Origin of the sequence: Variovorax sp. W1I1, from assembly GCF_030815625.1 — a bacterium.
Classification (GTDB): Bacteria; Pseudomonadota; Gammaproteobacteria; order Burkholderiales; family Burkholderiaceae_C; genus Variovorax; species Variovorax paradoxus_C.
The window spans coordinates 2,804,436-2,818,310 of the sequence record NZ_JAUSWZ010000001.1 but is presented as its reverse complement, the minus strand read 5'-3'; the positions used below and the strand labels follow the sequence as shown (position 1 = coordinate 2,818,310).

General features: G+C 69.6%; 7 protein-coding genes. 3 read left to right on the top strand and 4 right to left on the bottom strand.

The window, feature by feature from the left end:
• The first annotated feature begins 23 nt into the window (after positions 1-23).
• From QFZ83_RS13160 to ctaD, 3 genes are read left to right on the top strand one after another with little or no spacing between them, the layout of a single operon-like run.
• Positions 24-413, top strand: a complete 390-nt coding sequence (locus tag QFZ83_RS13160; RefSeq protein ID WP_307507005.1) for a cytochrome c family protein — start codon at positions 24-26, stop codon at positions 411-413.
• Positions 410-1,369, top strand: a complete 960-nt coding sequence (gene coxB, locus QFZ83_RS13155; protein ID WP_307507002.1) for a cytochrome c oxidase subunit II — start codon at positions 410-412, stop codon at positions 1,367-1,369. Before QFZ83_RS13160 ends, coxB begins: the two co-directional genes overlap by 4 nt.
• Positions 1,366-3,879: a cytochrome c oxidase subunit I gene (gene ctaD, locus QFZ83_RS13150; protein WP_307506999.1), complete on the top strand. Its 2,514-nt coding sequence runs from the start codon at positions 1,366-1,368 to the stop codon at positions 3,877-3,879. Before coxB ends, ctaD begins: the two co-directional genes overlap by 4 nt.
• Here the strand turns inward: ctaD and QFZ83_RS13145 are convergent, their stop codons facing one another.
• The 4 genes from QFZ83_RS13145 to QFZ83_RS13130 form a co-directional block, all read right to left on the bottom strand.
• Positions 3,880-9,024: a malto-oligosyltrehalose synthase gene (locus QFZ83_RS13145; RefSeq protein ID WP_307506996.1), complete on the bottom strand. Its 5,145-nt coding sequence runs from the start codon at positions 9,022-9,024 to the stop codon at positions 3,880-3,882. It abuts the gene before it with no gap.
• Complete coding sequence (gene treZ, locus QFZ83_RS13140) at positions 9,014-10,852, bottom strand: malto-oligosyltrehalose trehalohydrolase (protein WP_307506993.1); 1,839 nt, start codon at positions 10,850-10,852, stop codon at positions 9,014-9,016. Before treZ ends, QFZ83_RS13145 begins: the two co-directional genes overlap by 11 nt.
• Positions 10,849-13,011 (bottom strand): glycogen debranching protein GlgX, encoded by a 2,163-nt coding sequence (gene glgX / locus QFZ83_RS13135; RefSeq protein ID WP_306879427.1) that lies wholly within the window; start codon positions 13,009-13,011, stop codon positions 10,849-10,851. The genes treZ and glgX overlap by 4 nt, the downstream gene beginning before the upstream one ends.
• 74 nt (positions 13,012-13,085) lie before the next feature.
• Positions 13,086-13,832, bottom strand: coding sequence for a hypothetical protein (locus tag QFZ83_RS13130; RefSeq protein WP_013541421.1), 747 nt, complete (start codon positions 13,830-13,832; stop codon positions 13,086-13,088).
• Positions 13,833-13,875 lie beyond the last annotated feature (43 nt).

The following is a 13,875-nucleotide window of genomic DNA, read 5'->3' as shown; positions in this document are numbered from 1 at the left end:
GTTCGCGCTCGCAGAATCCGCGGATGGCCGCGCCCTTCGCCACTTCCGCCGCCCTCGCCGCCCTGTTGCTCGCAGCCCTGGCCAGCGGCTGCGAACTCGGCGAACGCGACCTGCCCTACGGCGGCGCGCCCTCCGCGCAGCGCGTGGCGGGCCAGCGCCTGCTCGCGCAGTACCAGTGCGGCAGTTGCCATGCGATTCTCGGCGTTCCCATCGCGCAGGGCGCGGTCGGCCCGCCGCTCAGCGCCTACGGTCGACGCAGCTACATCGCGGGCCACCTGCCGAACCGGCCCGACACGCTTGCGCAATGGATCGTCGCGCCGGCCGCCCTGGTGCCCGGCACCGCAATGCCCGCCATGGGCGTGTCGCCGCAGGATGCGCGCGACATGGCGGCCTACCTGCTCGCGCTCGAATGAGCACCGCACCGTCGCCATCGCAATCGGCATTGCAGGCCGCGGGGCCGGTGGCCGACACGCTGCTCGGCGTCACCGGCCTGCTGGTGGGCGGCGCGGCGGTGATCTTTCTCGGCGTCATGGCGCTGCTGGTGTTCGCGGCGCGTCGGCACGACGGCACGCTGCATGCGCGGCTCTGGGTCATCGGCGGCGGCGTGGTGTTTCCGACCGTCGTGCTGGTCGCGCTCTTCGCGTACAGCGAATGGCACCGGCCGACCTGGCGGGCCGTGCCGCCGAAGGACGCGCTCATCGTCGGCATCACCGCGCACATGTGGTGGTGGGAGGTGCGCTACCGCGACCCGGTGACCGGCGCGGAGATCGCGACCGCCAACGAGATCCGCATTCCCGTCGGCCGGCCGGTGTACTTCGGCCTCGGCAGCGCCGACGTGATCCACAGCTTCTGGGTGCCGGCGCTCGGCGGCAAGATGGACATGCTGCCCGGCCGCGTGCAGCAGCTGCTGCTGCAGGCCGACCGCCCCGGCACTTACCGCGGGCAGTGCGCCGAATACTGCGGCGAGCAGCATGCGCGCATGGCGCTGCATGTGGTGGCGCAAACGCCCGCCGAGTTCGATGCGTGGCTCGCGGCACAGGCGAAACAGGCCGCGCCGCCCTCCTCCTCTTCTTCCTCTTCCTCTTCCGACATCGAACGCGGCCGCGAGGCCTTCCTCGCGAACCGCTGCAATGCCTGCCACACGGTGCGCGGCGTGAGCGAGGAAAGCCGCCTCGGCCCCGACCTCACGCATGTCGGCAGCCGGCTGTATCTCGGCGCAGGCACGGTGCCCAACGATGCCGAGAACCTCGCCGCGTGGGTCGCTCACACACAGCAGCTCAAGCCCGGCGCGCGCATGCCTTCATCGGGTGAGCGCATCGACGCGGCCACGCTGCAATCCATCGCGGCTTTCCTCGGGCAACTGAAATGACGCAGCCCGCCGAACAACGCCACGAACGTCCCGAAGGCGAACGCGAGGCGCTCGAACGCGCGTGGCGCGCGCCGCGCGGGTGGCGCCTGCTCTCGGCGGTCAACAACACGCACATCGGCGTTTTCTACATCGTGACCGCGATGCTCTTCTTCGTGCTGGCCGGCATCCTCGCGCTGGTGATGCGCACGCAGCTCGCGGTGCCGGGCAACGACCTCGTGGGCGCGCAGACCTACAACCAGCTCTTCACGATGCACGGCACCGTGATGATGTTTCTCTTCGCAGTGCCGATCGTGGAGGCCATCGCGGTCTACCTGCTGCCGGGCATGCTCGGCGCACGCGACTTGCCGTTTCCGCGGCTCTCGGCCTATGCGTTCTGGGCCTACGCGATCGGCGGCCTGGCGTTCTTCTGCACGATCTTCTTCGGCGAATCGCCCGACGGCGGCTGGTTCATGTACCCGCCGCTCACCAGCAAGGAGTTCTCGCCCGGCCGGGGCGCCGACTGGTGGCTGCTGGGCATCGGCTTCATCGAGATATCGGCCATCGCGGGCGCCATCGAGCTGATCATCGGCATCCTCTTCACGCGCGCGCCGGGCATGACGCTCATGCGCATGCCGGTGTTCGCATGGGCGATGCTGGTGAGCGCGCTGATGATCGTGTTCGCGTTCCCCGCGGTCATCGCGGCCACCATGCTGCTGGAACTCGAACGCGCCTTCGACTGGCCCTTCTTCATCGCGGCGCGCGGTGGCGACCCGGTACTGTGGCAGCACCTGTTCTGGTTCTTCGGGCATCCGGAGGTCTACATCATCTTCCTGCCCGCGGCCGGCATGGTCTCGGTGATGGTGGCCACGCTCGCGCGCACGCCGCTGGTGGGTCACCGCGCGGTGGTGATGGCGCTCATCGGCGTGGGCGTGGTGAGCTTCCTGCTGTGGGCGCACCACATGTTCACCACTGGTCTTGGCAACCTCTCGATGCTGGTGGTGTCGGCCGCGAGCTTCATGGTTGCCATTCCGAGCGGGCTGCAGGTGTTCGCCTGGATCGCCACTTTCTGGCGCGGCCGCGTCACGCTCGATGCGCCCACCCTCTTCTTGCTGGGCTTTCACTTCATCTTCGTGTTGGGCGGGCTCACCGGCGTGATGGTGGCGGTGCTGCCCTTCGACTGGCAGGCGCACGACAGCTACTTCATCGTCGCCCACCTGCACTACGTGCTGATCGGCGGCATGGTGTTTCCGGTGTTCGCGGGCTTCTACTACTGGGCGCCGGTGTTCAACGGACATCGCCTCTCGGAGCGCTGGGGCCGCTGGGTGTTCGGGCTGATGTTCGGCGGCTTCAACCTCGCGTTCTTCCCGATGCACATCGCGGGCCTCATGGGCATGCCGCGCCGCGTCTACACCTACCCGGGCGACCTGGGCTGGAACGGGCTCAACATGGCGTCGACCGTGGGCGCCTTCGTGCTCGCGGCGGGCGTGCTGCTGTTCTTCATCGACGCGGCGCGCACGCTGCGACGTCCCGAAAAGGACCACGGCAATCCCTGGGGCGCGGGCACGCTCGAATGGCTGCCGCCGCGCGACTACGGCGTGCGCAGCATTCCAGAGGTCGATTCGCTCTATCCGCTGTGGCGCCAGCCGGCGCTGCCCGAAGAGGTCGAGGCCGGCCGGCACTGGCTGCCCGGCACCGTCTTCGGCGGGCGCGAAACGCTGGTCACCAGCATGCGCGATGCGCGGCCGCTGCACCTGCTGCGGCTGCCGACCGATGGCTGGCCGCCGTTCGTCGCGGCGGTGGGCACGGCCGGATTCTTCCTGCTGCTGACCGTCTCGCAGGCGGTGCTCGCATTTGCGTTCGGGCTGCTCGCGATCGTCGCCATCCTCTGGTGGCTGTGGGCGTCCGACCAGCCGCCGCCGACCGCCACCGCCGACGTGGGCCACGGCGTGCGCCTGCCGGTGAACGCCGCGGGCAGGGCTTCGCATTCGTGGTGGGCGGTGATCGTGCTCATCGCGGTGGACATGACGATCTTCGTGTCGTTCCTGTTCACGCACGTGCACCTGTCGATGGCCGCCGAGGTGTGCCCGCCGCCGGGTGCTGCATTGCCGCCGCTGCAATGGCCGCTGGTGTCCGGCGTGTTGCTGCTGCTGGGCTCGGCCGGCATGGCGGTCGCCGTCCGAAGGCCGCTCCAGCCGGACGCGCAACGCACCGTGCGATGGCTCGCGGGCCTTGCGATGCTCTCTGCCGCCTGCGCGCTCGGCTTCGACCTCACAGGCCACTGGCGCGCCGGCCTCGATCCGCGCGACCAGGCCTGGAGCGCGAGTGTCGGCATGCTGCTCGGCTACCAGGCCTTCCATGTCGCGGTGCTGCTGCTCATGGGCGGCTATGTGCTCGTGCGCTCATGGACCGGCAGGCTGCAGCCCGCCGCCCGTGCGACGCTCGACAATACGGCGCTGATGTGGCACTGCGTCACCGCGCAAGGCGTGCTGGGCGCGCTCACCGTGCAATTGGTGCCGCGCGTGCTGGGCTGATCAGGACCGGGTTTGTTCGATCACCAGCGCCGCCCACGGCATGTGGCGGAAGGCATCGGCCAGCCGCACCGTGCGCGCACCTGCATCGACCGGAATGGATTCACCGGTCAGCAGGTTGCCAAGCGCCGCCGTGCCGAGCCCTTCGGGCAGCCGCACCGTCGTGCCGTTCCAAGCCGCGGCCGGCGGCAGCGTCGGCGCTGCCGCGGCGTCCGCCGATAGCCCGACGAACAATCGCCCCGCAAGAATCACCAGCGTCTGCCCCTCGTGCCGGCGCGCGAACGCCACGACATGCCGTGCCATCGGCCCTTCGACCACCAGCGGCTCGTAGCCGCCCTCGCGGAACAGCAGCGGATGTCGCCCCCTGAGCGACAGCAATCGCCAGATGAACCAGAGCTTCGCGCGCCCATCGTGCGGCGCAGCGGCCAGGCCGCCGACGCGCGCGGCGAGCCCGTCCTGGTCGGCCATCGCATGCAGCCCATCGAGCTGCTGCTGCCGCAGCGCGTAGTCCACCGGCCGCCGGTTGTCGGGATCGACCAGGCTCAGTTCGATGAGCTCGCTGCCCTGGTAGAGATCGGGCACGCCGGGCGAGCCGTATTTCAGCAGCGTGAGCGTGAGGCTGTTCCATGCGCCGAACCAGGCGAGCCGGTCCGCAAGCCGCTGGATGTCCGCGAGGCAACCGCCCTCCTTCGCATCGGCCAGCAGCTCGCGCACGAAGCCCTCGAGCGCAGCTTCGTAGTCGGCATCGGGGTGCGACCAGCGCGTGCGCAGCTTGGCTTCGCGCGCGGCCTTCTGCATGTACTGCCAGATGCGGTCGGCGAAGCCCGTTGCGGTGGCCGCGTCGAGCCCGCCCAGCGGCAAGGCGCCCAGCAGCGTCTGGTACAGCAGGTATTCGTCGGCGCGCGACGGCGCCTCGCCGCTTTCCAGCTTCTTGCGCGCGCTGCGGCACAGGCCGTGCCAGCGGCTCAGTGCCTGCATCCATTCGTCGGGCATCTCCGAGAGCACGTCGATGCGGTTGCGCACGTCTTCGGAGCGCTTGTTGTCGTGCGTCGAGGTCGCGAGCATGGTGTGCGGCCAGCGCTTCGCTCGGTCGGCGCTGAGCGCATGGAAGGTCGCCACGTCGATGCCGAACTGGTCGGGCTCGCCGCCCACCTCGTTGAGCGAACTGAGCGGAAAGTAGCGGTAGAACGCCGTGTCTTCCACGCCCTTCGCCGCCACCGGCGCGCTGAACTGCTGGAAGCGCACCGCGAAGCGCCGCACCCGCTCGCCGAGCGCGGCCGGCGCCGAGGCGACGGCTTCGCCGCGCAGCGCGCTGCGCACGAAGTCGAAGATGCTGCGGTCGGCATCGCCGCTCTGACGCGCGGCCTCGTTCACGGCCTCGTCGATGAAGCGCTCGTCCTGCGCCGACGGGTGCTCGACGATGTAGGTCCTGTACACCGGCATGCACGCGCCGACCTCGGCCAGCGCGCGCCTCAGCGCATTGAGCGTGTAGTCGCGCGTGCTGCGGTCGGCCCGCGCGATGCGCAGCAGCTCGGTCGAAAGCACGTTCAGTTCCGACGACAGCGCATTGCGCATCACCTCGCGCCGGCCGGCGCGCGACATCGAAGCGAAGTCCTCCGTCTCGCCAGTGAAGCGCTGCCATGCATGCAGCACAGCGGCCTCGGCGGCGGTGTCGACCAGCACGCCGTTCGCCACGTTGGCGAAGCGGTAACCGGTGGTGCCGTGCACATGCCAGCTCTCGGGCACTTCCTCGTGCGCGCCCGCGATCTTTTCGGCGACCACGTACAGCGGCCGCGCGGGCCGGCCCTCTGCATCGTGCGTCGGCAGCACCAGTCCGGCGCGCCGGGCGTAGCCTTCCTGGAGCTTGCGGAAGTAGTCCGCCGGGTCGTAGAGCCCGTCGGGGTGGTCGATGCGCAAGCCGTCCACCATGCCCGACGCCGCGAGGTCCAGCGCGAACGACTGGGTGGCCTCGAACACCTCGTCGCGCTCCATCCGCACCGCCGCGAGGTCGTTGATGTCGAAGAAGCGCCGGTAGTTGATCTCGTCCGCCGCCACGCGCCAATGCGCGAGCCGGAAGGCCTGCAGTTCGATGAGCCGGTGCAGCGCATCGCGCGCTTCGGGCGACGCGAGGTTCAGCTCCGCCACGGAAGCGACGAGCGCCTCGGCAACCGCCGGATGGCGCTCCGCGAGGCGCGCGAGCCGGGCCTTGAGCAGTTCCTTGTCGCGCACGCGTTCGGCCTGCGCCTTCGGATCGCTCGTGTCCCGCGGCGGCAGGTGCCCGAACGCCGTCGAAAGGCTGGCGAGCCGCGCCGCAGCCGCCGCATCGCCCAGCCGCGAGAGCGCCCGCTCCAGCACCACCGGATAGCTCTCCGGCGCAAGCGGAAACCGATGGTCGTAATAGGTGACAGCGAAGCTGCCCGCGGCCTCCTCGAAGCGCAGCACCAGCTCGCCGTTGTCCAGCGCCTCGCCGTAGTGCACGCCCAGCACCGGCAGCAGCACCTTGCCGGTCAGCTCGACATTGAGCGGATGCCAGTCGATGTCGAAGTGCTGCGCAAAAAGCGAGGCCGGGCCGTTCTCCAGCACGTCCATCCACCACGCGTTGTCGGCGCCGAACACGCCCATGTGGTTGGGCACCATGTCCAGCAACTGGCCGAGGCCGTTGGCCTTCAGCGCCGCGACGAAGCGCGCAAAGCCCTCCTCGCCGCCAAGCTCGGGGTTCACCTCGGCATGCGCCACCACGTCGTAGCCATGCATGCTGCCCGGCCGCGCGCGCTGGATCGGCGAGCAGTACACATGGCTCACCCCCAGCTTCGCAAGGTACGGCAGCACGCGGATCGCATCGTCGAAGCCGAAGTCCTTGTGGAACTGCAGCCGGTAGGTGGCGCGCGGCACGCGGGTCTGCAGGCCGGGCGACTCGCCTACGCCTGCATCGATGCGGCGTGGCCGCGCCGCGCGCAGCGCCTCGCCCAGCCCGCGCATGCCGTCGCCGTTCGCCAGCACGGCGACCGGCTCGGGGAGCTTGCGCCGCCAGTTCGGATGCTGGTCCACCGTGCCGGGCATGTTGGCCTGCGCCACCACGCCGGCCACGTCTTCGAGCTGCACCATCAGCAGCGCCGAGGGCGTCGCGGCCAGGAAGGCATGCGCCGCCTCGACGAGGCGCGGCGACGGCATCGCGAGCCCTGCGGCCTCTGCCGCCTCCTCGCGCGAGAGCAGTCCGGCGTGCTGCAAGGCCTGCATCAGTTCGATGCGCTCCCGCGCCCGGTCCATCAACTGCTTGTCGAAGATGGCGGGGTCGGGAAACAGGTCGAGCGCCAGCCGCTCGCGCAGGTCGGCGGCGGTCCACCACCCGGCGAAGGTCGCGAGGTCGTGCGTGCTGATCGCAACCAGCGCGGCCGCCGGATAAGCCTCCGGCGGCTTGAAGCCGCCGTCGTGGCGCTTCTCGAAATACAGCAGCCGGTACGAGAGCACGTCGGCACGGGCCAGCGCCTCGCGCACCGCGTCCTCGACGGTGCCGAGGTCTTCGCCCACGACCATGCAGCGGTGCCGGTGGCTTTCGATCGCGACGATGGCCAGCATCTCCTCGAGCGGGTAATACACGTACGCGCCCTCGCGGGCGCTGCGGCCCTGCGGAATCCAGAAGAGCCGCATCAGCCCCATCACATGGTCGATGCGCAGTGCACCCGCGCCGCGCATGCCGGCGCGCAGCGTCTCGATGAAGAAGCGGTAGCCGTCTTCACGCAGGCGGTCGGGCCGCAACGGCGGCAGGCCCCAGCCCTGGCCCGCGGGGTTGAACTCGTCGGGCGGCGCGCCGACGCTGGCGCCGTCCGCGAACACCCGCTGCGCGCCCCAGGTGTCGGAGCCGGCGCGGTCGACCGACACCGCGAGATCCACGTACAGGCCGACGCCCATGCCGAGCGCTTCGCAGCGTGCCGCCACCCGCGCCAGTTGGCGAGTCGCGAGCCATTGCAGGTACTGGTGGAACTGCACGCGCTGTGCGTGCGCCACGGCGAAGGCGGTCACCTCGGCGGAATCGGCGTCGCGGTAGGCCGCGGGCCAGTCGTGCCAATCCCACGCGCCGCCTTCGGTCGCAAGAAAGTGGGCCTGCAGCGTTTCGAACAGCGCGTGCTGCCGCAGCGCCTCGCCGCGCTCCGCGACGAAGGCCAGGAACGCCCGGCCCTCCTCGCTGGGCGCGCCCTCGGCGGGCAGGTGCCGCGCGCAGAAATCGCCGAAGAGCAAGGCCAGCACTTCGAACTTGGCTTGGGCCACGCCGGCGTAGTCGACCAACGGCGCCGCGCGCAGTGCTGCGAGCCGCGCCTGGAAGTCGGGCGAATGCACCCGGTCGCGGGCCGGCGCGCAGTCCGCGAAACCGTCGACCGCTTCGACATCGATATAGAGCACGTTGAGTTGCTGGCGCGACGAAGGGCTGTACGGACTCGCGTTCGACGGCGTGCTCGCGAACAGCGCATGCAGCGGGTTGAGGCCGATCACGTCGGCGCCCTGCGCCGCCATGCGCACCGCGAGGTCTTCCAGATCGCCGAAATCGCCGATGCCCCAGTTGCGCGGCGAGCGCAGGCTGTAGAGCTGCACCGCCGTGCCCCAGACGCGGCCGCCCTCGCGCACCGCGGGCGGCCGATAGCAGTGGCCCGGCGTGGCGAGCAGCAGCGTTTCGCCGCGAAGGCCCTCGATGCGCAGCCGGTGGTAGCCGGCTTCGAGCGCGAGCGGCACATGCAGCACGCGTTCGCACAGCAGCGTTCCGTCGATCTCGCTTCGGCCGTTCTCGTGGAGCGTGTCGGCATCGACCTCGCCTTCGACTTCCCGTCCGTGCTCGTCGCCGATCCGCCAGCGCAGTCGGCCCATCGACGCCGGCACCCGCAGCGTCACCGACCATGCGGGATTGCCGGCCTGCACGACCTGCACAGGCGGCAATGCCTCGGCCCAGCGCGCACGGCGTGCTGCGTCGAGTGCACGGCCTGCATCGCCCGCGTTGTCGAGCTTCACGCCGAATTCGCCGAGCAGCGCGACGAGGCTCCGTGCGGAGACTTCGCACCGCACGCCGAAAGCGTCGAAATAACCTGTCGCAATGCCGAAGTGTTCGCACAACCGCCCGAGATCGCCGCCGACCGGGCCGTGATTCGCCTCATCCACCATGCACTGCCTCCAGCGTCACATGCACCGCGCCACGCGCGAGTTGCCGTGCGCCTTCATGGCCGCCGACACCGTCGCTGTGAATCGTCTCGCCGGGCGGCATCTCCACGCCCTCTGCCGGCTCGGCCCCGAAGTGGGCCAGCATGTGCAGCCGCAGCGGCGGCGCGCCATCGGCGGCGGGCCCGAGGTCCCATTGCACGCGCAGCGTGTCGTTTTCGCAGCGGAAGGTGCCAGCGCCCGCCATCCCCGCCAGGTGCGGCACGATTCGCTTGTGGCGCAGGTCCAGCAACTGCTGCACCTCGCAGAGGCGCGAGAAATGCGCGCGTGTGCCGCGCTCGCGCCAGCGCAGCTTCGAGGCGAGAAAAGTCGCCTCCGCGTTCGGATCGGGAATGCGCGCGCGGGCCGCTTCGTCCTTGAAGGCCGCGAAGCCGCCGAACTCCGAGCGCCGCCCTTCGGACACCGCGTTCGCCAGCTCCGGCCCGAAATCGCAGAAGTACTGGAACGGCGTGGAAGCCGCGAACTCATCGCCCATGAAGAGCATCGGCACATGCGGCGACAGCAGCAGGCAGGCCATGGCCGCGCGCACCAGCACCGGATCGCCCAGCGCGTGGATGCGCTCGCCGAATGCGCGGTTGCCGACCTGGTCGTGTGTCTGCAGGAACGACACGAAGGCCTGCGGCGGCAGGCCGGTGCTCGGCTCGCCGCGCGGCTCGCCCTGGCGGAATGCCGAAGCCTGTCCCTGGTAGATGAAGCCCTCGGCCAGCGCGAGCGCGAGGCGCCGCACCGGCTCGTCGGCGTAGTCGATGTAATAGCCGTCGCGCTCGCCGGTGGCCAGCACGTGCACCGCGTGGTGCAGGTCGTCGTTCCATTGCGCGGTGCCGGCCACGGGCTGGCCGCGGCCGTCGCGCGCGAGCATCGACGCCTGGTTGGTCTCGTTCTCCAGCACCAGGTGCACATGGCGTTCCCGCCCCGGACCGGCATCGATCGCCTCGCGGATCTCCCGCACGATGTGCGGCCGGGTCTCGTCGTGAATCGCGTGAATGGCATCCATGCGCAGGCCGTCGAAGCGGAACTCCTCGATCCAGTAGAGCGCGTTGTGCACGAAGAAGTCGCGCACCGTGCGCGATTGCGGCCCGTCGAAGTTGATCGCCGCGCCCCACGGCGTCTGCTTGCCGGCGTTGAAGAACTCGGGGCAGTAGGCGTGCAGGTAGTTGCCCTCCGGGCCGAAGTGGTTGTAGACCACGTCGATCAGCACCATCAAGCCGAGCGAGTGCGCCGTGTCGACCAGCGCCTTCAATTCGTCGGGCGTGCCGTAGGAGGCATCGGGCGCGTAATGCAGCACGCCGTCGTAGCCCCAGTTGCGCCGGCCCGGGAAATCCGCGAGCGGCATGATTTCGAGGGCGGTGATGCCGAGCTCGGCGAGCGCACCCAGCCGCTCGCGGGCGGCGTTGAAGGTGCCCTCGTCGGTGAAGGTGCCGACGTGCATTTCGTAGACCACCGCCTCTTCCCATGGCCGGCCGCGCCAGCCGTCGTCGGTCCATGCGAAGCGCGCCGGGTCGATCACCAGGCTCGGGCCGTGCACGTCATCGGGGTTGCAGCGCGAGGCCGGGTCGGGCACGCGGGTGCCGTCGGCAAGGCGGTAGCTGTAGCGGTCGCCGGGCTTGGCGTCGGGCACCGTCAGACGATGCCAGCCGCCGTCGCGCGTCATCGGCCGGGACTCGGACTGGTGTTCGAGCACGATGGTTTCCGCGGACGGCGCCCAGAGCGCGAACTCCACGCCGTCGGCCTGCACCGTGGCGCCGAACGGCATGCGATGCGAATGGGCGCTCATGGCCGCACATCCGGCCGGCTCATCACGACGAGCGAGCGGCATTGCAACGGATAGGCCGGCTCGGCCCAGGCCGGAGCGAGCGAGGCCGCGTCCTCGGTCGTGGGCGGCGGCGAATTGCTCGCGGTGTCCACCAAGAGCCGCCATGAACCATGCGGCGCCGCCGGCAGCGTGAAGGCGATCTCGTCGTGGTGCGCATTCATCAGCACCAGGAAATCGTCGTCGTGCTGTGCCTCGCCGCGGGGGCCGCGGTCGGCGATGCCGCCGCCGGGGATGTACATCGCGATGCAGCGGGCGTTGGCGTCGTTCCAGTCCTCGGGCCGCATCTCCTGGCCGTCGGGCTTGAGCCAGTAGACGTCGGTGACGGTCTCACCCTCGGCCGGCTTGCCCGCGAAGAAGGTGCGGCGGCGGAACGACGGGTGCGCGCGGCGCAGCGCCACCACGCGCTCCACGAAGGTCGCGAGCGCCAGCCGCTCGGGCGTGGGCGTCCAGTCGAGCCAGCCGAGCTCGTTGTCCTGGCAATAGACGTTGTTGTTGCCCTGCTGCGTGTGGCCGCGCTCGTCGCCCGCCAGCAACATCGGCACGCCTTGCGACAGCAGCAGCGTGGCGAGCAGGTTGCGCTTCTGGCGCTCGCGCAGCGTCACCACCTCGGGGTCGTCGGTCGGCCCCTCGACGCCGCAGTTCCACGACACGTTGTGGCTGTTGCCGTCGCGGTTGTCTTCGCCGTTGGCCTCGTTGTGCTTGTCGTTGTACGAGACCAGGTCGTGCAGCGTGAAGCCGTCGTGCGCGGTGATGAAGTTGATGCTGGCGCTGGGCCGCTTGCCCGACCAGCCGTACAGGTCTTCGGAGCCGGTGACACGCTTGGCCACCTCGCCGATGAGCCCGCCGTCGCCTTTCCAGAAGCCGCGGAGGCCGTCGCGGTACTGGTCGTTCCACTCGGCCCAGCCGAGCGGGAAATTGCCCACCTGGTAACCGCCGTGGCCCAGGTCCCACGGCTCGGCGATGAGCTTCACGCGGTTCAGGGTCGGGTCCTGACGGATCGCATCGAAGAAGCCGCCGAGGTTCTCCACCTTGCCCGATTCGCGCGCGAGCGCCGAGGCCAGGTCGAAGCGGAAGCCGTCGACGTGCATTTCCTCGGCCCAGTAGCGCAGCGAGTCCATCACCAGTTGCAGCGCATGCGGGTGCTCGAGGTTCACCGTGTTGCCGCAGCCGGTGAAGTCGTCGTAATAGCGGCGGTTCTCGGCATTGACGATGTAGTACGAGGCGTTGTCCACGCCGCGCATCGAGAGCGTCGGGCCGAGCTGGTTGCCCTCGCAGGTGTGGTTGTAGACCACGTCCAGGATCACCTCGATGCCCGCGGAGTGCAGCGTCTTCACCATGGTCTTGAACTCCTTCACCTTGCCCGACGCGCTGTAGCGCATTTCGGGGGCGAAGTAGCCGAAGGTGTTGTAGCCCCAGTAGTTCTGCAGGCCCTTCTCGGCCAGGTGGCGGTCGTTCAGGAAGCTGTGCACCGGCAGCAGCTCGACGGTGGTCACGCCCAGGCGCTTGAGGTAGTCGACCACCGGCGCGCAGCCGAGGCCGGCGTAGGTGCCGCGCAACTCGGGCGGCACGTCGGGGTGCGTCATGGTGAAGCCGCGCACGTGCATCTCGTAGATCACCATGTCCTGCCACGGCACCGAGGGGCGGCGGTCGTCGCCCCAGGTGAAGGCGGTCTCCAGCACGCGGCCCTTGGGCATCAGCGGTGCGCTGTCGCGGCGGTCGAAGGAGAGGTCTTCGCGCTTGCTGCCGACCGTGTAGCCGTAGAGCGCATCGCCCCAGCGCAGGTCGCCCACGAGGTCTTTCGCGTAGGGGTCGAGCAGCAGCTTGTGGGCGTTGAAGCGATGGCCCTCTTCCGGCTTGTAGGGGCCGTGCACCCGGTAGCCGTAGGCCTGGCCCGGGCGCGCCTCGGGCAGGTAGCAGTGCCACACGCCGTCGGTGCGCTCGCGCAGCGGAATGCGCTGCAGTTCATGGCGGCCGCGCTCGTCGAAGAGGCACAGCTCGACCTGGGTGGCATGTTGCGAGAACAGTGCGAAGTTCACGCCCTCCCCGTCCCAGGTGGCGCCTCGCGGATAGGGCCGTCCGGGCCAGATGGCGGTGATCGTCGGATTGGTTTTTCGTGTCATTCAGGAAGCCGGTGTATCAGTCGTTCGTGCAGTCGTTTGTTCGGTCATTTGTTCAGCGTTCGCTCTTCGCCGGTTCAGCGCGGCGGCCGGTCGCTGTCGAATCGCGGAGGGGTGCCCACGGGCGTCACCCCGGGCGTCGGCGCCTTGCTGTCCTTGATCTGCCTGGGCCACCAGCGCTCGATCTGCGCCTTCGCCCAGTCCTTGCCGGCGAGCCCGAATGCCAGGGCCAGTGCAAAAACCACGCCCGCCAGGATCACGAGGAAGCTTTCGCGCACGATGTCGCCGCCCACCTTGATCTGGTCGAGCGCAATCAGGATCACGAAGGCCATCACCGCGTACTGCGCGACCTTGCCGAACGCCACCGCGTCCTGCATCTTCACGCCGCGGAAATAGCTGGACACCGCCTCGCCCACGAAGCGCGCGAAGTACGAGCCGAAGGCCAGCACCAGGAGCGCCACGAACACGTTCGGCACGAACCAGACGATGCGCCCCAGGAGGTCCGCGATGTAGCTCAGGCCCATGCCGTTGAAGGCGATGAGCAGCGAGGCCAGGATCACCAGCCAGTAGGTGAGGATGCCGAACACGCTGCTCGTGTCGCCTGCGAGGCCCCCCTGGCGCAGGAAGTTGTCGAGGCCCGCGCGCTCGGTGAGCACGTTGAAGTTGATGGCGCGCAGCGCCTTGGTCACCGCGAAGCGCGCCGCCTTGGCGATGAGCCAGCCGGCGACGACGACCACCAGCCCGATCAGGAGGCGCGGAATGAAGGCGCCGACCTGGTAGAGGATGGCGCGCAGCGGCTCCAGGTGAATGCCGAAATTTTCCATGTGTGTTCTTCCTCGATGTCGTGTTGTGTGTGTCGTGCGTTCG

Coding starts and splice junctions, on each gene's coding strand:
- ctaD (WP_307506999.1), top strand. CDS start 1,366: ATGACGCAGCCCGCCGAACAACGCCACGAACGTCCCGAAGGCGAACGC.
- treZ (WP_307506993.1), bottom strand. CDS start 10,852: ATGAGCGCCCATTCGCATCGCATGCCGTTCGGCGCCACGGTGCAGGCC.
- QFZ83_RS13160 (WP_307507005.1), top strand. CDS start 24: ATGGCCGCGCCCTTCGCCACTTCCGCCGCCCTCGCCGCCCTGTTGCTC.
- glgX (WP_306879427.1), bottom strand. CDS start 13,011: ATGACACGAAAAACCAATCCGACGATCACCGCCATCTGGCCCGGACGG.
- coxB (WP_307507002.1), top strand. CDS start 410: ATGAGCACCGCACCGTCGCCATCGCAATCGGCATTGCAGGCCGCGGGG.
- QFZ83_RS13130 (WP_013541421.1), bottom strand. CDS start 13,832: ATGGAAAATTTCGGCATTCACCTGGAGCCGCTGCGCGCCATCCTCTAC.
- QFZ83_RS13145 (WP_307506996.1), bottom strand. CDS start 9,024: ATGGTGGATGAGGCGAATCACGGCCCGGTCGGCGGCGATCTCGGGCGG.